The 19,130-nt window shown below is 38.8% G+C and carries 20 protein-coding genes and 1 tRNA gene; 7 read left to right on the top strand and 14 right to left on the bottom strand.

Annotated elements, in window-relative coordinates; translation table 11 throughout:
- The first annotated feature begins 154 nt into the window (after positions 1 to 154).
- A complete protein-coding gene (locus tag IV80_RS00235) occupies positions 155 to 715 on the top strand; it encodes a TetR/AcrR family transcriptional regulator (RefSeq protein WP_057747805.1) in 561 nt (186 codons plus the stop codon).
- On the opposite strand, the gene IV80_RS00230 is transcribed toward IV80_RS00235, so the two are convergent.
- Positions 699 to 1,526, bottom strand: coding sequence for an N-acyl homoserine lactonase family protein (locus IV80_RS00230; protein ID WP_164481730.1), 828 nt, complete (start codon positions 1,524 to 1,526; stop codon positions 699 to 701). The two genes, IV80_RS00235 and IV80_RS00230, sit on opposite strands and share 17 nt — an antisense overlap.
- Before the next feature lie 294 nt (positions 1,527 to 1,820).
- A tRNA-Ser gene (locus tag IV80_RS00225) sits at positions 1,821 to 1,908 on the bottom strand.
- Between the two features lie 404 nt (positions 1,909 to 2,312).
- Here IV80_RS00225 and IV80_RS00220 point away from each other — a divergent pair.
- The 3 genes from IV80_RS00220 (at position 2,313) to IV80_RS00210 (ending at position 4,396) form a co-directional block, all read left to right on the top strand.
- Positions 2,313 to 2,528 carry a DUF378 domain-containing protein gene (locus tag IV80_RS00220; RefSeq protein WP_057747803.1) on the top strand — a complete coding sequence of 72 codons (216 nt, stop codon included), beginning with the start codon at positions 2,313 to 2,315 and terminating at the stop codon, positions 2,526 to 2,528.
- 282 nt (positions 2,529 to 2,810) lie between these two features.
- The gene (locus IV80_RS00215) at positions 2,811 to 3,779 is read left to right on the top strand and encodes a ring-cleaving dioxygenase (RefSeq protein ID WP_057747800.1); all 969 of its coding nucleotides are present in this window, start codon (positions 2,811 to 2,813) and stop codon (positions 3,777 to 3,779) included.
- Between the two features lie 2 nt (positions 3,780 to 3,781).
- Positions 3,782 to 4,396 (top strand): alpha/beta hydrolase, encoded by a 615-nt coding sequence (locus tag IV80_RS00210; protein WP_057747798.1) that lies wholly within the window; start codon positions 3,782 to 3,784, stop codon positions 4,394 to 4,396.
- A gap of 67 nt (positions 4,397 to 4,463) precedes the next feature.
- On the opposite strand, the gene IV80_RS00205 is transcribed toward IV80_RS00210, so the two are convergent.
- The 7 genes from IV80_RS00205 to IV80_RS00175 all read right to left on the bottom strand — a co-directional run bounded on the left by IV80_RS00205 (position 4,464) and on the right by IV80_RS00175 (position 10,958).
- Positions 4,464 to 5,087, bottom strand: coding sequence for a flavin reductase family protein (locus IV80_RS00205; protein ID WP_057747794.1), 624 nt, complete (start codon positions 5,085 to 5,087; stop codon positions 4,464 to 4,466).
- A gap of 69 nt (positions 5,088 to 5,156) precedes the next feature.
- Positions 5,157 to 6,482 carry an MATE family efflux transporter gene (locus IV80_RS00200; RefSeq protein ID WP_057747791.1) on the bottom strand — a complete coding sequence of 442 codons (1,326 nt, stop codon included), beginning with the start codon at positions 6,480 to 6,482 and terminating at the stop codon, positions 5,157 to 5,159.
- Positions 6,483 to 6,644: 162 nt separating this feature from the next.
- Positions 6,645 to 8,135: an FAD-dependent oxidoreductase gene (locus IV80_RS00195; protein WP_057747789.1), complete on the bottom strand. Its 1,491-nt coding sequence runs from the start codon at positions 8,133 to 8,135 to the stop codon at positions 6,645 to 6,647.
- A 133-nt stretch (positions 8,136 to 8,268) separates the two neighbouring features.
- A complete protein-coding gene (locus IV80_RS00190) occupies positions 8,269 to 8,982 on the bottom strand; it encodes a glycosyltransferase family 2 protein (protein WP_057747786.1) in 714 nt (237 codons plus the stop codon).
- 158 nt (positions 8,983 to 9,140) lie between these two features.
- Entirely contained in the window at positions 9,141 to 9,380 is a 240-nt protein-coding gene (locus IV80_RS00185; RefSeq protein WP_147186298.1) for a hypothetical protein, read from the bottom strand.
- Positions 9,381 to 9,550: 170 nt separating this feature from the next.
- On the bottom strand, positions 9,551 to 10,171 hold the full coding sequence (locus IV80_RS00180) for a hydrolase (RefSeq protein WP_057747780.1): 621 nt from the start codon (positions 10,169 to 10,171) through the stop codon (positions 9,551 to 9,553).
- A 1-nt stretch (position 10,172) separates the two neighbouring features.
- Positions 10,173 to 10,958, bottom strand: a complete 786-nt coding sequence (locus IV80_RS00175; protein WP_057747777.1) for an alpha/beta hydrolase — start codon at positions 10,956 to 10,958, stop codon at positions 10,173 to 10,175.
- A gap of 323 nt (positions 10,959 to 11,281) precedes the next feature.
- Between IV80_RS00175 and IV80_RS00170 the strand changes: the two genes are divergently transcribed.
- Entirely contained in the window at positions 11,282 to 12,607 is a 1,326-nt protein-coding gene (locus tag IV80_RS00170; RefSeq protein ID WP_057747774.1) for a replication-associated recombination protein A, read from the top strand.
- A gap of 72 nt (positions 12,608 to 12,679) precedes the next feature.
- Here the strand turns inward: IV80_RS00170 and IV80_RS00165 are convergent, their stop codons facing one another.
- The 5 genes from IV80_RS00165 to rnz all read right to left on the bottom strand — a co-directional run bounded on the left by IV80_RS00165 (position 12,680) and on the right by rnz (position 17,767).
- A complete protein-coding gene (locus IV80_RS00165; protein WP_057747771.1) occupies positions 12,680 to 13,198 on the bottom strand; it encodes an adenine phosphoribosyltransferase in 519 nt (172 codons plus the stop codon).
- Positions 13,199 to 15,544 carry a single-stranded-DNA-specific exonuclease RecJ gene (gene recJ / locus IV80_RS00160; protein WP_057747769.1) on the bottom strand — a complete coding sequence of 782 codons (2,346 nt, stop codon included), beginning with the start codon at positions 15,542 to 15,544 and terminating at the stop codon, positions 13,199 to 13,201.
- 108 nt (positions 15,545 to 15,652) lie between these two features.
- Entirely contained in the window at positions 15,653 to 15,994 is a 342-nt protein-coding gene (locus IV80_RS00155) for a LapA family protein (protein ID WP_057747766.1), read from the bottom strand.
- A 10-nt stretch (positions 15,995 to 16,004) separates the two neighbouring features.
- Entirely contained in the window at positions 16,005 to 16,817 is an 813-nt protein-coding gene (locus IV80_RS00150; protein ID WP_162259291.1) for an SDR family NAD(P)-dependent oxidoreductase, read from the bottom strand.
- Between the two features lie 23 nt (positions 16,818 to 16,840).
- Positions 16,841 to 17,767 carry a ribonuclease Z gene (gene rnz / locus IV80_RS00145; RefSeq protein ID WP_057747760.1) on the bottom strand — a complete coding sequence of 309 codons (927 nt, stop codon included), beginning with the start codon at positions 17,765 to 17,767 and terminating at the stop codon, positions 16,841 to 16,843.
- Between the two features lie 176 nt (positions 17,768 to 17,943).
- Here rnz and IV80_RS00140 point away from each other — a divergent pair, with 176 nt between their 5' ends.
- Together IV80_RS00140 and IV80_RS00135 are read left to right on the top strand one after the other, a co-directional pair.
- Positions 17,944 to 18,216 carry a hypothetical protein gene (locus tag IV80_RS00140; protein ID WP_057747757.1) on the top strand — a complete coding sequence of 91 codons (273 nt, stop codon included), beginning with the start codon at positions 17,944 to 17,946 and terminating at the stop codon, positions 18,214 to 18,216.
- A 12-nt stretch (positions 18,217 to 18,228) separates the two neighbouring features.
- Positions 18,229 to 19,014, top strand: a complete 786-nt coding sequence (locus IV80_RS00135; RefSeq protein WP_057747754.1) for a hypothetical protein — start codon at positions 18,229 to 18,231, stop codon at positions 19,012 to 19,014.
- Positions 19,015 to 19,130: the final 116 nt, after the last annotated feature.

Below are 19,130 nucleotides of genomic sequence, written 5' to 3'. Positions count from 1 at the left end.
AATCGCAGCCTGACAGTAAAGTAAGGGATTTCATAGATCTGCTATAGAAGTTAATACCCATACGCTATTCATTTTGATAGCGCAATCTTTCGGTGCCAACTAGCCATCTAGGCATGTTAAAATATATAAAAAGAATTATCATGTGGAGGATATTATGAATACTAACGATTTAAGGGCGATAAAAAGTAAACGTGATATAGAAACGGCATTTATAAATCTTATTACTCAAAAGGACTTTGACAAAATAACAATTAAGGATATTTGTTCTGAAGCTTTGATAGGGCGTTCAACTTTCTATCGTTATTATGAAGATAAATATGATTTACTTAACAAATTAATTTTAAAATACTCACAAATACTAGATGATTTGTTAGCACAACGCATGAAACACAGTATCAATAATGATTTATTGAGTGAGCTCTATACAGGGCTAAATAAACACAAAGACGCCATTTTAAGCTTATTGAAATTATCATTTCACGAAAGTTCTTTGGAAATTAATTTTAAAAAAATCTTGATCAAACACATGACTAATTATTTACATAATTTTAACTTTAAAATTCCAGAACTTTACATCCAACAATTATATGCTGCAAATGTTATGACCGCTATTATTTGGTCATTAAAATATGGTGCAGATCCACAAATTGCACATATGATGAATGATATCTTTCAACATTTAACCAAAAATTATGCCACTAAAGTGGTAAAGTAATGCTGTGCTGATCTGTTGAGGTATCATGGTTTGCTAGCGCTTCTACACAATTAGGGTCGTGGGCCATTTCTTTTACCCAACCTAATGATTGAATCGCGTAATTACGGTTCGTGCAAATTCCAGGCGTTAACATCTTTTCCCACGAATCATTTGAATACCCAACATCAGCAGCTAATATAACATACTTACCGTTTGAACCGCGGATTAAGGTAGATGACATTCCTGAAGCATGTCCTGGTGTGTAAACCTGTAAGATGGAGCCATCTCCAAAAACGTCGAAGGCACGGTGAAATGGGCCAACATTAGAATTTTGGTAGTTATAGGTTTGAACATCAACGCCTCGCCATTCATGGGGTAAATAAACAAGTGGTAAGTGATTCGCAATTTGCCATTCTGGTTTTGAAACCAAAATGTGTTTTGCATTTTTCATTAATGGTAAACCGCTAGCGTGATCACAATGCAAATGACTCATGAGAACATAGTCAATATCTTCTGGTTTATAACCGAATTTGGCTAGCCGTTCATCGACAGACCAGCCAGCTGGCAAGTAACCGGTATTGATTTGTACTTGTAATCCTAGCTCTTTCCAATTACTCTTCCGAATGGTTTTATTCCAGCCTGTATCGATTAGAACGGTTCCTTGAGGATGCTCAATGAGATAACTAGAAACGGGAAGCGTAATCTTATTTTTTTCACTTCTAAATAATCCTGTAAATGCGATTGGATTTCGGTATAAACCATGAAATGGCAGCGCTTTGTCAACTCGAACTAACCCAGTATGCATAATGTGAATTTTAATTGTTTTTTCCAATTTTATCTTCCTCCAAATTTAAAAAATGAAATCTTGTTATGTAAATTATCATAAGTTTAAAATTGCAACAAAGGAAGAATCAGTATCGTAAATAATGTCACATATGATACATATCTAACAGAAATGTGTCAAAAAATCGTAGAATATCAAATCTTATATTGATAAAAAGAATCTGAGTATTAAGTGTTAGACAAATGCAATTATTTTTTTCATACTTTCTTATATAATAAAAAATCAGAAATGCCTTTATACTGGCATTTCTGATTTTTAAAAAGTTCCTATATCATTCTATAAAGGAGAGTACAGGATTTGAACCTGCGCGCCGGTATTAGCCGGTTCGCCGGATTTCGAGTCCGGTGCATTACCACTCTGCCAACTCTCCAAAAGTACTAAGTTAGTATACCAAAAAATATCGAAATTGGCAAAGTGCATAATTTCTTTGCGTCAACAACATGATGTGCGTCAAAAGGATCTCGAATTAATCCAAAACAACAACTGTTTTAAGATTTCTCGTGGCGAAAGAAACTTGTTTGCTACCATTCAAACGCTAGCTCTAATTAAATAAAATCTACTTTAAAAAAAGCGTTGTCAGCCTCCTGAATTACGTCTCATATCTAAGCTGGTTTCACTCGAAAAATGGTGTGACCTAGGCTTCTTTCATTCAGATTTTGTATCTTTTCTTGAAAATTTCATTTTGATGAGTATCTAACTTTAACTTACCCCACCATGCTTGTTAAACTTAAAGTGTGCCATAAAGCAATGAACTCTCAGAAAGGAGACTTTGTTATGAAAACTATTGATAGCATCGCACTAGGTCTATTAATCATTGGTGGGCTAAACTGGTTGTTAGTTGGTCTTTTCAATTTTGACTTAGTGGCAACTATTTTTGGTGGTCAAACTGCCATCCTCTCTAAAGTTGTCTACATTGTCGTCGGAATTTGTGCGTTATACGCTATAAAATTCTTTCCCATGATTATGAATACCGTTCGCCGTGAACGTTAGTCATTATGACTTGGGAAAAGCACAGGTTAGAGGAGAACTCATTCCATACGATTGGTAAAAACCAATTAACGAGTGAGTTCCCCCCTAACCTTTTTTATATTCATAAAATTTTAAAAAATTAAAATTAATGACCTCAATCTTTTTAGAATGCTTTTTCGAAAAAATTTGTTATAATTCTCCTGTAAACGATTTCAAAAAAGATTAGTATTATTTTTCTTATTTTCGATCAGCATATATACTGTGAATAACAATTTTTCATTTTGTGCCAAGGAGGCCATTATCATGAACAAGAATTTAATTGGTTTACATCACATTACTGCAATCACTTCTAGTGCTCCCAAAATTTTTAAGTTTATGACAGACATTTTAGGACTGCACCTTATTAAAAAGACTGTTAATCAAGACGATGTTCGCACCTACCATCTTTATTTTACCGATGATATGGGTAAACCTGGCACCGACCTCACCTTCTTTGATTTTCCTGGTATCCCCAAAGGTCGTCAAGGCACCAATGGCATTACGCGAATTGGTTTTCGCGTTCCTAATGACCAAGCCCTAGCGTGGTGGCAAAAACGTTTTGATGAATTCGACGTTCGTCATGATGAAATCAAAACACGTTTTGGTGCGCAATATTTTTATTTTTATGATTTTGATAATCAACAATATCAATTGGTTTCTGACGAAAATAATCACGGTGTCCCATCTGGTGACCCCTATCGACATAGCACAGTACCAGCGAAATATGCCATTAGTGGCTTAGGCCCTTCGTTTGTAACCGTCAATTACCCCGAACAACTCCACAAAGTTTTGACTGAAGTCATGGGATTTGCCAAAATTGCCGAAGCGGATGGTAAAACGCTATATGAGTTACATGATGGTGGCCACGGTGCACAAATCATTACCGAAACAAGCGTTGTTTTACCAGACCAATTTCAAGGATTTGGAACTGTTCACCACATGGCCTTTCGCACAGAGAACGAAGAAAGTCTGCGCTGGTGGATTCAACGTATTCAAAATGCCCGCTTAGCACAATCGGGATTTGTTGATCGATTTTACTTTAAATCGGAATATTTCCGACCTGGTCGTGGCGTGCTTTTTGAAATTGCGACAGATGGACCTGGATTCTTACAAGATGAAACTTATGAGCAAGCTGGTGTTCATTTAGAGCTTCCACCATTCTTAGAGGATCAACGTGCTGATATTGAAGCACATCTGGTGGCGTTCAATACTGAACAAAAATCGGAGGATTAAGAATGCCAGAACAAACACACATTTTCTTTAAACCTGGAAAGTCAACTTCTGCACCAATTCTAATGCTGCATGGAACTGGTGGTGATGAGCAAGACCTTTCAAAAATTGTAAGTTATCTAGCTCCAGATAGCCCGCAGTTGGGCATACGTGGGCGCTTAGTAGAAAATGGTCAAACGCGTTATTTCACGCATACCCAGGATGGCGGCTTTGACCTTGTCAGTTTATCTCAAGAAACTGATTGGTTGTTGGACACCATTGCACAAACAGCCTCCAAATATGAATTGAACACAGATGAGATGATCGTTGTTGGCTATTCAAACGGAGCCAATGTGGCAGCTTATGCGCTACTTGAAAAGCAAGCTACCTTCAAAACGGGGATATTGTTTCATCCCATGTTGTTAAAACCAACTCAATCTTTACCAAACCTGTCCCAAGTAAAAGTTTGGGGTTCACATGGCGCCAAAGATCCCATTGTAGCCAAAGCAAATTTCGTGCAACTCATGCAAACTTTACAACAGGCACATGCCGAGGTCACTATTTTTGAACACCAACAATTTCATAATATCAATGAGCAAGAACTTGAAAGTGCCAAAAAATGGCTCACTCCTTACCTATAAAAAGCACCCAGCCAAAGCAAAATTCAGATGACCTGAAAGTTGTATTGACTGAGTGTTTTTGTGTATTTTATTTTGGCCGAGAAATTTTGTACGTTTTCCCTAAATTGGCATATTCTGGTCCAGCCAAGCGTGCCACTGGTTTAAGCGCCTTAGCTTGAATGTAATGATGTTCAAGGTCTATCACTGCATCATCAAAATGCATTTCAACAACTTTCAAAATAAAAAGATCTGAAATAACCATATCTTGATCATCTTTTATGGGCACATATTGATGCAATTTAACTTCAAAACGCACTTTTGGTGATTTTAGTGCCGGTACAGCTACCACCTGACTTTTAGTTGTCTCCAATTCCGTTATTTTAAGTTCTGTTTCGCCTTCATCGACGCTAGCAGCGCTTAAATTCATTTGATGAGCAAGTCCTTCTGATACGATGTGGATGACTCCTTCTTTTGTAATCACTAAATTCTTTGCAGTGTGCTTCATGCTGCCATCATCGTTTCTTAAGATGGCAACCGACACAAGCGGTAGTTTACCAGCCACACCGCTAAAAAAGCTAAATGGTGCTAAATTGATTACAGTCCGCTTCGCATTAAACGTGGTTATCCAGGCAATTGGTCGCGGAATAAGGCTACCACTAATTAATTTGTAAGTTGCTTTGGCTGTTAAATCTGCAGGATTAATAGAAATCATCACACCACTCCTCTTAATTTATGTAAGCAAGTGTACGCTACCCAACCCATAAAAGGCAAACTCTTGAATTTACCGTCGTGCTAAAAGTTGTTTATAGAGCCAAAATCCAATGATAAAGGTAAGGACATCCGCAACTGGCTGCGCAATAATGACGCCAGTGTACCCAAACCAAGCCGCTAAGATCACAATGACAATTCCAAATATAACACCTTGTCGTGAAATAGACATTACTAACGCTCCCACAGCTTTTCCTGCAGATTGAAAAATGGTTGTGAAAACTAAAATTGCTCCGATAAGTGGCGCCGTCATCAACAGCAAACGTAACATAATGGTACCCATCCTGATAATGCTAGCATTGTGCATGAATAAAGCCATTAGTTGTGGTGCAAAAATCATTAAAATTACCGCACAAATTAGTGCATACACCACTTCAACTAAAAAATCGAATTTTACGACCGCTTTAAAACGAGCACGATCACCTGAACCATAATTGTAACCAATCAAAGGCTGAGCCCCAAACGCAAATCCGACCATGATTAACATGACTACCATATAAATTTTTAAAACAATCCCCATGGCAGCAATCGCGTCCGATCCATATGGAGCCAAATAGTTATTCAAGAGCATTACACCAAAACTCTGCATAAAATTCGTTAAGGATGCCGGAATGCCAATGCTTAAGATTTCACGGATCGCTTTTCTGGAAACGCGAACTTTTTTCAACGATAAAGACAAGATTTGAGTGTCCTTAATCATGAAATATACTAATATCGAAGTGTTGACCACGTATCCTAACACATTGGCTAGGCCAACTCCTAAAGCTCCCCAATGAAATATAAAAAGAAAAATTGGATCTAAAATAATAGTCAATATAGTGCCTGTCAAAGTGGCTATCATCGACTTGGTTGCCAAACCTTCTGTACGAATGATATTCCCCGGCACCAGCGATACAATAATAAAAACGGCACCAATTGCAAGCATTCGATAAAAATCCGCCGCATATGAATAAGTTTGTGCTGTCACACCCATTACACCCAAGATCGGTCTTTCAAATACAAGCATTAGAACCGTTAAGACAAGACTTAGAACGATCGAACTATAAAAGCAGTAACTACTGAGATGAGCGCTTTGAATATGTTCTTTTTTCCCGAGCAATCGTGAAATGGCCGCACTACCTCCTAGTCCAAAAATATCGCCGATCGCTAACATAAACGAAAATAGCGGTGTTCCCAGAGCAATTCCGGCCACCAGATTAGCATTTCCTGTTTGTGCCACAAAAAAAGTGTCTGCCAAATTGTATACCATACTGGCTACCATTCCTAAAACGACTGGCAAAGCAATTTTCATATAAACTTTTGGAACCGGCGCACGCGCAAATAATTGATCTAAATCCATAATAAAATTTCTCCAATTTCATAAAAAAATCCCCAGCCATACAGTGATTTCACTCACTAATTGTCTCGGGGTCTCGTTTTCATTTGATCTTTCACCTTTTTAGATTAGCATTCAAGTCAAATCTTGTCCAGATGCCACGCCGCTCACCGCAAGAAAAATCAGTTAGAATTTTACTGAGTCAGAGGATACCTTTTGCAGAAAAGCGATCGCTGATTTTCCGGCTATTCGTCCAGAGTTCCATGCAAATGCACAACTAATGCCCTCAAGTGTTGGATATGATGTATCATACATCCCGCTGGCATCATTTCCGGCAACAAATGCACCCAGTATTGGCGTTTTCTCAGCAGTCAAAGCTTCTAATTTCTCGTTTGTTTCAATCCCGCCAATTGTCCCCAATGACGTGGATTTAGCTTTCAGCGCATAGAAAGGGCCCTGAACCAGTGGAAATCTGAGAAAATTAGCCGGTTTGTAAAAATCTTTGTCAGCATGATTTTTGATTAACGAATTGTATCGCGTAATCGTGGCTCGCAAATTCGTTGCTGGCACATGTAACTGCATCGCCAAATCAGCGACGTTTTCAGCCTTCCAGGCCGCTTTCATCTCAATAGCTTCTTCCAAATAAACATCAATTTGCGAAAATGGCCCTACTGTATGCGATGTTTGCTGATGTGCAAGACTTTTAAAAGTACGTTCAAACGCATCAGTCCAATTTAATTCGTGATTCGAAATAAAATCAACAAATCGTTGATCAAGTAAAATATAATAAAAACCACCTGCCGCGTATGTCGCATTCCCCCACAAAGCAAAATCGTAACAGACGCTTTCGTCCACAAAACGTTTGCCAGCATGATCCACCCACAAAAACGGTAAATTAGTAAGTGAAAAAATCGTATCATTGTGCCATCGATGATTTTCTGGGGAGACCACCGAAGCCGCATGATTTTCAAAAATTCCTAGATGGCGTGTATCTGCCCCTAATTGCGCCAACATTCGGATGCCATCACCCGTCGCTTTCCTTTCACCCATGCTATACAAATTATCAGGATCGATTGATAAATATTTTTTTACCATCTTAGCATTTCCAATAAAACCACCATCTGCCACAATGACTACTGAACAATTAATTATAAATTCTTTTTCTTCATGTTTGGCCTTCACACCAATGATTTCATGACCGCTTTGGAGGATCTCTTCACCAGCTGTATTGAGCAGCAATTGACCACCATGAGTTTGATAATGGCGAATTAAACGTTTAAAACCAGCAAATTTATCAATATATTGATGATATACTCGTGGATGATGCTGGTGGGCCTCTTGTGTATTAGCCACCAATTCTGTTTTCAAGCCATGATCATCTAACCAACTAATCGTAGAAGCTGATTGCTGTAATATGGATTTTGTTAAAGATAAATTTGTCCGGTAGTGCCCATATGTTGCAAGCTCCTGATAGGCCTGCTTTATCGTATAATGTTCACCAGCAGCTTTTTGCTGGTCACTTTCAACTGCAAATAGACCTTGTGCACCGAACATACCAGCCCCACCATATTTATCGCCTTTCTCTAACAATATGACTTTTTTACCGGCATCTGCTAATGTAATTGCAGCACCAATACCTGCTGCTCCTGCACCCACAATCACCACATCCGCTTCCATGCTTTCAAATCTCCTTTTATTTCAATTACGAATGACTTACCTTACCAGCATAGCATAGAAAGCTAAGCTACAAAAACGCTTAACAAATGATTAAAATCATTAAAAACGCCTCTCAATCATTTTACAAATTAATTTAGACCTTGAATGCTTGCTTCAATTTGTGAATTCTTTGAAATACGGTATCTTCTTCTTGTCGATCTTTCATTTGAGCACGGTGCAAGGTACTGTCAGGTCTATTTCGTTTTGTGTATAAAACACGGGGCCAATATAAATATTTTCCTGGTGTTTTAGCCACAAAAGTAGTTGTAAATAAATAATCTTCAGCAATATGCAAGGATTCGTCAAACATCAAATTTGCCTTTAAAATTGCCTTTCGACTGAAGGCTTTATTCCAAATATAGCCTCCAATCTCACTACCATGGACAGCCGCTTGATCAAACATGGCCTTTTGATCTAATTCTATAAAAGTATCCGTTTGATTTTGAGGACGTCGATACCATTCATAGCCTACTGAAACGAGGACTGCACCCTGTTCTAAGCCTTGTGCTAAAATTTCAATAAAATTGGACGTAATTAAATCGTCACCATCAACAAAGACAATTCCATCGCCAGTTGCTCGTTTTAGTCCATAGTTGCGCGCAACAGAAACGCCTTCATGCATTAATTGAACAGCATGAAAATTTGGAACTCCTCTCGCAAAGTCCACAATCTGTTTTTGTGTGCCATCTGTTGAGCCATCGTCAACCAACCAAAGCTCAAAACTGTGCGTTTGTTTAGTCAAATCCTGTAAAAGAGGCGCTAAATATGATCCCAAATTATACGTTGGTACCACAACACTCATTTTCATAACACTTACCTCCACCTGTACGACTCACCACTATTTATCCTCAAGGATAGTTTCCGTAAAACAATTTAAATAAGGAATCAACTTACGAAAATTACCATGTTTTTTGATATTCTAAATGGTCAACTTTAGTGAGAAAGAAGAGCTCCAATTCAGTCAGTTTATCGACTAACTCCATTGCAGCTCTTCAATCCATTTTTATATGGAAAGTCTTTACTATTCGAATTCATCACATTGATTTGCCGTTGCACTAGGTCATTGTGGCGTGCACCGTATAATTGTCCCTTTCCCCCGACATTGGCAGATAATTGGTTTCCCACATCACGAAACATAAGCGCGTGTTGCGCTATGTCTCCAAAAGATCCCATGATTGCACCAAAAAAGGCACTATAACAAGCCATCACTATTTTTATCTCCCGCAACTATTGTAATTAAAGGCTAAGCACCCTTTAAAAATTTTCAATTGTGCATTTCAACTTTAATTAGAAATCATCACCTGCTACATCCAAAATAGTATGCCAATTATCTACCGGTCAACGGTCAACTCGTGCCCTCATAGATGTGTTGTCTTTTAGGATAGCCTTAAAAAAATCCCGGCATCAGTTAACCCTTTAACAAATCCAGCAACGGTATCTGTGCGCTGCCAATCGCGTTGTAACTCACAAGCTAATTGGGCAATACTTGTGGGCTGTGCACCAGCTTGTTCCACTCGTCTCAATCCTGCCTCATGAGCGACTTTTGAAGTGCCACCTACTGCATCCACAACTGGGAAAACATCGTATCCCTCACGTAAAGCATCCAAAGTTGGGAAAGTTAGACAAGCTTCCGTCCAGAGAGCAGCAATAATTAAATTATGGCGGCCGGTCTCTTTAACGGCTGCACGAAACTCTTTATCTTCCCAGGCATTGATTGTAGTTCGATCATAACTTGGTACATCCGCTAATAACTGCTTCAATGCTGGAATTGTATCTTGATTACGCCCCGTCTGGACATTGACTGTTGATAAAATAACTGGAATTTTAAAGGCCTTAATCAGACCGACTGTACTCACAATATTGTCGACTAATTTAGCTCGATTCATCGAATTAATGGAATTGATTTGGGTTGGTTGGTAGTCAATTAATAAAAATGCTGAATTTTCAGGTGTTAATAATTTATCTTCCACTGGATTTCTTCTTGCTTCGCTTGTCATTCTAATCACTCCTATTTGTTAAATACTTTTTCAAAAACAACAAAATATTAGGTTGTACTTCTTTCAAGTATCCTTTGGCATGCCTTGTACCAGACAACAGAATCGTTTCGACAGGTGTTTGGAACCTTGCGAGTTGTGTACTTACCTGAAATACTCCAGAAATTGGTACGAATTCATTCAAAGAATTAACCAACAACATTGGCCCACTCTTGGCCTTAATATGAGATGCCGGAGTGGCCTGATCAGCCAAATGCGGATCTTTTAGATAATTCAGAATAAACCATTTATAAAACGGATCGTCATCGCCTGTTTGATTGATTGTACTGCTGGCTGCGTTTTTGAAATCTTGTTTTTGATCCGGCTTGGCCACCACGTCTTGATGGGTTTCCAACCAGCTTTTAATATCCAAAATGCCTGACAATGAAATTACCGGTATTTTATATTTGATTCCCATTTCAACAGCCATATTTCCTCCAGCAGAAGAACCGAATACTGCTACCGGCAAGTTCGGATACTGTTGTCTGATCTGTTTGAAAAGTTGGTCCATATCTTCTAGCGGAACAGGAAAATATCCTTCAGGAACCAAATGATAATTAGGCACAATTGTCAAATATCCATTCTGCGCAAACCAGGTCGCAACATCCTGGTCTTTTTGCTTGTCGCCACGAAACCAACCACCTCCGTGAATGTCAATCACGAGACCTTTAGGCGTAGCATCGGCTGGTTGATACCTATCGAACTGTAACGTATCGCTAAAAGCAACATTCAATTCAGAAGTAACTGCCACATAATCATCTCCTCATTTAAGCGCTTACATTTTTTTATAACATCTACACTGTAATCATCCTAGATGAATTCTGCAATTAATCTGCCTCGCTTCACAAAAAAATATGCATGTCATTAGTAGTTCGAGTTTTGCATATTGATATAACCGAATGGTATATCATCTACCACAAGGAATATTACTAGCCGGAAATTGAATGCGCGTATATATAATTTTCTTACCGGTATCCTTGATTACAAAATTTCTGAAATTGAACAAAGCAGTTCCAATGCTTATCAAAATAATAATGTTAAAATAGAATCAAAACGACTTATAAGGAGGTTATCTTGAAACAAGAATCGCTATTTGCTGACCAAAATATTCAAAATAGTCCACTGGCCAATCGCGTTCGTCCTGAAACACTTGATGAATTTACCGGACAAACTCATTTGTTGAGCAAAGGAAAGGTTTTACGAGACATTATTGACCAGGACCAACTTCCCTCAATTATCTTCTGGGGACCACCAGGTGTCGGAAAAACAACGCTGGCCCAAATCATTGCGCACAAAACTAAATCCCATTTCATCACTTTTAGCGCCGTAACGAGTGGCATCAAGGACATTCGCAAAATCATGGAAGAAGCTGAAGAGAATCGGGAACTCGGTGAAAAAACCATTGTTTTCGTCGATGAAATACATCGCTTTAATAAAGCACAGCAAGACGCTTTTTTACCATTCGTTGAACGTGGTAGCATCACTCTGATTGGTGCTACCACAGAAAATCCGTCATTTGAAATAAATTCTGCCCTGTTATCTCGTTGTAAAGTCTTTGTTCTAAAGGAACTTACTTCTAAAGAAATTGTGTCTCTTTTAAAAAAAGCCCTTCATCATCCTCAGGGTTTCCCTAATTTAAAAGTTGAAATTAGTGACGATTCACTTTTAACTATTGCACAATTTGCAAATGGTGATGCGCGTGTGGCTTTAAATACGCTTGAAATGGCTGTTTTGAACGCAGAACATACTCAAAAACATGTGCTTATCACTAACCAAAATCTGAATCAATTTATCAACACCAAGTCCCTCCGGTATGATAAACATGGTGAAGAACACTACAACATTATTTCAGCTTTACACAAGTCTATGCGTAACAGTGACGTTGATGCCGCAATTTATTGGCTTTCACGTATGTTAGATGGTGGCGAAGATCCCTTGTATATTGCGCGACGACTAGTACGATTTGCGAGTGAAGATATCGGTGTTGCTGATACTAAAGCCTTAGAGCTTTGCATTAATGTTTTTCAGGCATGTCAATTTCTTGGTATGCCCGAGTGCGATGTTCATCTAACTGAAGCTGTCATTTACTTATCTTTAGCACCAAAATCCAACTCTGTTTACAAAGCTCGTTCTGCAGCAAAAAAAGAAGTGAAGAAGACAGGTAACTTACCTGTACCACTACAAATTAGAAATGCACCGACTAAATTGATGGACAATTTGGGCTATGGTAAAAATTATCAATATGCTCAGTCTGCCGAGGATAAATTGACCGCAATGAAGACCATGCCTCCTGAACTGGAGGGTCATCATTTTTACGATCCTAGTGAAGAAGGAAATGAAAAACGTTTCAAACAGCGCTTGGCATATATCACTGACTGGCACAATAAACATGATCATTAAATTCACACAAAAAGAAGCCTAAAGGAAGAATTTAATTCCTTTGGGCTTCTTTTTTAAATCCCCAATTTATTTCTAATATTGCATTAGAGATAACATATCGTAGTCTTTAATTTTATCCCGACCATGTAAATCTTTTAACTCAATAAAGAAAGCAGTTCCCACAACGATACCACCTAGCTTTTCAACTAAGTCAATAGTTGCTGAAATTGTTCCTCCGGTTGCTAATAAATCGTCGGTGACGAGGACTTTTTGTCCGGGCTTTACTGCATCCTTGTGTAAATAAAGTGATGACGTGCCATATTCCAAGTCATAGGTTGCTTTCACTGTTTCGCGTGGCAATTTACCTTTTTTTCGAGCTGGCGCAAATCCAATGCCTAATTCGTAGGCGACCGGACATCCAACAATAAACCCCCGCGCTTCTGGGCCCACAATCATCTGTACCCCTCTACCACGCGCATAGTTAACAATTTCATTTGTAGCCTGCTTATAAGCTTCACCATCACCCATTAGTGGGGAGATATCTCGAAAAATAACCCCTTTTTCTGGATAATCTGGAATACTTGCGACATAATCATGTAAATCTAAAGCCATTTATTCAGCAACTCCTTTATTATTATCTGTCAAACGAGCTTGTATCCAAGCCGTTAACGCGGCAGACTTGCTGTATAGTAATTTTTCTTGCGTTTTGATTTGTTGTTGTCTTAACTGATAGGTCGGTGCCACACTCAATTTTTGTGGTTTAGGATTCGGAACCAAAGAAACACGACCGTTGTCTATTTTAACAAATCCTAACTCAAAAAACACCTGTATTAGAAAAACTAATAAATTTTGTTCCATATGCAAATGGGCAACAACATCTGGTAACTGTTTTTTTAAATCCACAACCGGGTGATTTGCAAAAAACTTAAATACCTTGGCACTTTGCTGACGTGTGGGCATCCCATCCAGATACGCATTGTTTCGTTGATAAAAATAAACGGTCATTGCGTCTGGTTTTTGATTAGCCAACCAATTTGCAAATCTAGTAAGTGAATCTGGGCAGTCCACCAAGGTTAAATCTCCTGCTAAGACCGTTTCAAGTGTGCTTTCGCCACTCAAAATAGCCACTTGCGCAGCCGGATTTAAATAATGCTGTACTTTCTCATAGGTCTTCTTATGAAAGAAAACATAGGTTGTTTGTCGGTCGAACATTTGCTTATTTAAATGGGTGGTGCGTTGATCAATAACCGGAACCGCATCGACACATAAATCTTTTACCATAACTTGCGGTTTAGTTTGATTACGCCAAGTATTTAGCTCCAATGTTCCCACTACCTTAACATCACCGGGCTGTACTTGAAGGTATGGTAACATTGCCCCTTGCTTAAAAGCAATTGCATCAATTTTTTGACTTTTACCAGCCATTTGAAACTTCAAATGATCTTGGTTAGCTCCAATTTGCTTTGCATCCGCGATCTGATCAAATTTAATCTCAAACTCTGGAATCGGATTATCTGTACCAAATGGGCCCAATTTACTCAAATCTTGAATTGCGGTCACTGAAACTTGGTCTGCTTTGACCACGCCGTCAATTTTTAGTGGCAATGCTTGATGTTCATCCAAGTTTACTTCTACCGCCGCAGCTTCAAAAAGGTCTCGCAATTGAGGAATGTTTTCTTTTTTAATGGTCAAACCGACCGCCATGTGATGCCCACCAAAGTTTTCATAAATTTCACGTTTGGCATTTAACGCTTCAAATAAGTTCAATGCGGCAACACTTCGACCAGAACCTTTCAAATCACTGTCTGAATGGTTGCCACTAAGGACAATTGTGGGTTTACCCGTCGCTTCTACAAGGCGGCTCGCCACAATCCCCAAAACACCTTGATGCCAATCCGTTCCCGTAATCACTAATGTCTTTCGATTTGAATTATCCGTATTCTGAGCTTGAAAAATAGCCTCAGCATAAATGTCTTCAACCAACTGTTTGCGCTGATCATTAACAGAATCAATGTGCTTGGCAATCAAGTCAGCCTTTTCCTCATCAAAAGTAGTTAGTAATTCCACGGCCTCACCAGCATTGCCAATCCTTCCCACCGCATTTAGGCGTGGTGCGATGGTGAATCCAATATCTTGTTCGTTGATCTTCTGATTCTCTAAACCACTAACTTTTAACAACGCATTTAAACCTACACGCTGTCCTTCACTAAGTAGCTTTAAACCATTGGTGACCAAAAAACGATTTTCATCTGTTAACGAAACTAAATCGCCAATTGTCCCAATTGCAACTAAATCTAAAAATTCTTCCGGAACCTCATCTAACAAAGCAGAAGCTACTTTAAAGGCGACGCCAACACCAGAAAGATCATTAAAAGGATATTCACTACCGGGATAGCGCGGATGAACAATCGCAGTGGCATTTGGTAGTTTTTCAGGCAGCTCATGATGGTCAGTCACAATTACATCCATCCCGTGCGCTACGGCATAATCGATCGGCTCATTGCCTGCTACCCCATTATCAACCGTAACTAATAAAGTCACACCATTTTCGATAAATTGTTGATACTCTGCCATATTAGGACCGTAACCATCTTTAAAACGATCTGGAACAAAGTAATCCACATTAGCACCAAGTTCATTTAACGTTTCGAACATAATAGTCGTACTAGTCACACCGTCTGCATCATAATCCCCATAAACCACGATTTTTTCATTAGCCACAATGGCCTGTTGAATACGATCCACAGCTTTTTTCATATCATGAAGCAAAAATGGATCGTGGATCATCTTGGGATCAGCTGTTAAAAAAACTTCAACTTTTTCTGGTGTATCATAACCACGACTCAGTAAAACCTCTGCAGTAATTTCACTGACCTGACAAGCTTGTGCCAATTGACTCACTTGTAACGCTGTATATTTTTTATCCGCTAGCTGCCATTCATACTTTGGTTTCAACAAGACTCCACTTCCCTGTCTAATCAATAAAAAACGAAGTGGACGAAAGCTTTCTCTTGCGAGTTTGTCACTTTCGTCCAGTTTTTAAACAATTTTATTTTGCATACTTATTTATAGCTCTTCAAGTTTTTGTTTACTTGAATCTTTTTCCACACTGACGTTATTTACACGCCGCTTTAATGCCGCGTTATCGGCACGCAATTCATCAATTTGCTTGGTTGCTGTATCCATTTCACGCCGATGTTGTTTTTTTTCTGCCACCGATGTCCCCATGGAAACCAAAAAGGTAATCAAAGCACCCGCAATCAAGGAAATCAAAATCACAAGTACAAGTGGCCAGTGAACCGTTGTAAATACCAGGCTTAAAGGAACTTCATTGACATTAACGATAGCAAATATAGCTACCAACAAAACTAAAACTAAAATAACAAGAACTCTCCACTGATTTTTCATGTTTAAGACCCTACTTCCGATTAAATAATTGACTGCTTGCTAGCTGATCTCCAAAATTAGGAAACAGCTCATATCCCCGGTGAATCAGTTCCATATACAACGGTGCATTAATTTCACGTCGTTTGTATCCTACCGCATTTACAATTTGATGTGCAACTTTTTCTGGTGACAAAGCCAAAAGTTTAATACGATCAAAATAGTTTCCACTGGGATCAGCTGTCTTGAAAAAATTGGTCTCCACTGGCCCTGGATTTACTGTGGTCACTTGAATGCCCAATGGTTTCAATTCTAGGCGCAGTGCATTTGAAAAGCCCACAACGGCAAACTTAGTAGCCGAATAGGCTGTAGATTTCGGGGTTGCAATTTTACCTGCGACCGAAGCAATATTGAAAATTTGTCCCCGCTTTACTGTAATCATTTGTTGCGCGATTCTTTGTGTGACATACATCAGCCCTAACACATTAACCCGAAACATTTTTTCGACAGTTGCCATATCCAATTCGACGAATGGTTCAAACAATCCAAAGCCAGCACTGTTGACCAACACATCTACCGAACCAATATCACGGAGAACATGGATCAATTGTTGATCAATCATTTGAGAATCCGAAACATCTAATTGAACAACATAGGCAGCATGTTGAGAAAGCTCTTTACATTTTTGAGCAACTTTACGTAGCTCTGTCAAATGGCGTGCGCAAAGTACCAAAGTTGCACCCCGAGTAGCCATTTCAAAGGCCACTAATTTACCCACACCACTGGACGCACCAGTAATTAAAACTATTTTGCCTTCTAGGTCACGTAACTCTTTTAATCGAGTCAACATTGAATCACCCCTCATCTGAACTATTTAAGCGGAATATTAATAATATCAAAATCGTGAACAACCTTAGTTGCTTTAAAGACTGTCTGAGCTTGTTTTTGAAGCTCATTAGCCATTTTACCGGTGTAACGAGCCGAAATGTGCGTCAAGATCAAACGATGTACGTGCGCCTCTTTAGCAATTCCTGCAGCTTGAATATTTGTGGAATGGTAATAATTTCGGGCAAGTTTACTTTCGTTTTTAGCAAACGTACTTTCATGCACCAAAACATCTGCATTCTTTGCCAATAGAAAGCTATTCTTAGTTTTGCGTGTATCTCCTAAAATCGTCACAATTCGCCCTGGCTGTGGCTCACCCAAAAATTCCTTACCATTTATTTGACGACCATCAGGTAAGGTGACCGTTTCGCCTTTTTTCAGTTGACCATAAACTGGACCAGACGGAATTTGCAACTGCTTTAATTTTTCAACTTGTAACTGTCCCGGATACGATTTTTCTTCAACTCGATAACCGACACTTTCAATACGATGATCCAGTCTTAAAAAGGAAACTTTGAACTTAGCATCTTCAAAAATAACACCCTCATCTCCGAGTTCAACAAAGCTGATCGGATAAGATAGATGCGAATCAGATACACGCAACGCAGTCTGGACAAATTGACGAATGCCCTTTGGCCCATAGATGACTAGCTCGGACTCCCCACCTTGAAACGAACGACTACTTAACAATCCAGGCAAACCAAATAAATGATCACCATGCAAATGTGTAATAAAAATCTTATCAATTTTACGTGGTTTAATATTTGTTCGTAAAATTTGTTGTTGTGTACCTTCGCCAACATCAAACAGCCAGATAGAATTACGTTCATCTAGCAGCTTTAAGGCAATACTCGTAACATTTCTAAATTTACCGGGAACACCTGCTCCGGTTCCTAAAAATTCTAATTCCATAACACGTCGTTCCCCATTTACTCTTGTTTATAAATCCTACCTAAATACCATACCACAAATTTAACACAATTTGCTATGCCAACTCTTTTAGTTTGCACTTCATATGTCTCTTATAATCAATTATAATTGATTTGTAACAAATAAACCGATTTAAAACGATATAATGAGGAATAATCATGCGATTAGTTGATTTTAATTTGTCAGTAGCCGAACTTGATCCCCACCTTAAACTTTTTGTCATGCAAAATGGCAAGCCCCTTCCGATCAGTTCTTTAGAACTTATGGATCCGTGGCTTATAGTGGTCCCAGGAATGTCAGCGTTAACCTTGGATCAATTCGAGACTCGCACAAAAACAGTTAGTGGCCGTATGCAGCTGGGCTACTTGGCAACAAGACCCAGAAAATTATTTGGTTATCATTTAAGAAACGCAAAATTAATTTTAGGATAAGGATGAATAGTCATGAAGAAATTGATGGTTCTTTTTCTCTTAAGTAGCACCCTTTTGGCAGGATGTGCCAGTGAAAAACATGAAGCCCATTATCAAGATAAAGGGAAAACGACATTTACGAATCAAAATAAGGACGCCCATCAAAAATCTAGCCAAGCTCGTGCTAACAACTCTTCAGCACAGGCAAGCGCAAAAAAAGAATCTACACCATCCCAGGCAAAGCAAAAAAGCTCCAGTTATAAAGTATCCACAAAAATTCAAAAAAATAGTCATTATGTGGCACATGGCAATTTGACCCAACCAAAACAATTTTCATATGATTCTTTTGGGACAAAAGTAACACTCAACAAAGTCAAAAAGGCTGACCAAATCATTATTAGTCGGCCATTTGAATATAGAATCACGCAAGTACGTCTTTTAACCAATGTGGCAAAGACCAAAAAAGCGCGACAAGTTGTCACCGATGCATTTAATAACACTAACGTAAGTGCGACTTACTATACTCTGCAAATCAAATTTACGATTCAAAATAAGGGCACGCAACAAGCTGTCATTGGTGGCCTGAATTACGTAAAGCTTTCTAACGACTTCGCAGGCACACCACTTGCAAACTTAGTTGATAGTTCGGCCGGTAAAAGAATTGGTGCTCATAAGACTATGGCAACTACTGCTGTCGTTTTAGTTCCCACTAACTTAGTCCACAACTTGCATAGTTGCACCCTTCAGTTTGCTAGTGCATACAGTCCTGATGGCCAGGAACTATCAAAAAATTCTCTAGCTACTAAATTAACTTTTTAAAATGAAATTTTGCCAAAACAAAGAGACGAGATTTAAGAAAAATGACACACTTTCTTAAATCTCGTCTCTTTGTTTTGTGATGCAATTAGCAAATTCGAGCTTGTTTTAATTAGGTT

It is taken from the genome of Pediococcus cellicola (assembly GCF_001438655.1).
GTDB lineage: Bacteria > Bacillota > Bacilli > Lactobacillales > Lactobacillaceae > Pediococcus > Pediococcus cellicola.
Note: the sequence above shows the minus strand (reverse complement) of the source record. Positions and strands in the feature narration are given on the sequence as shown.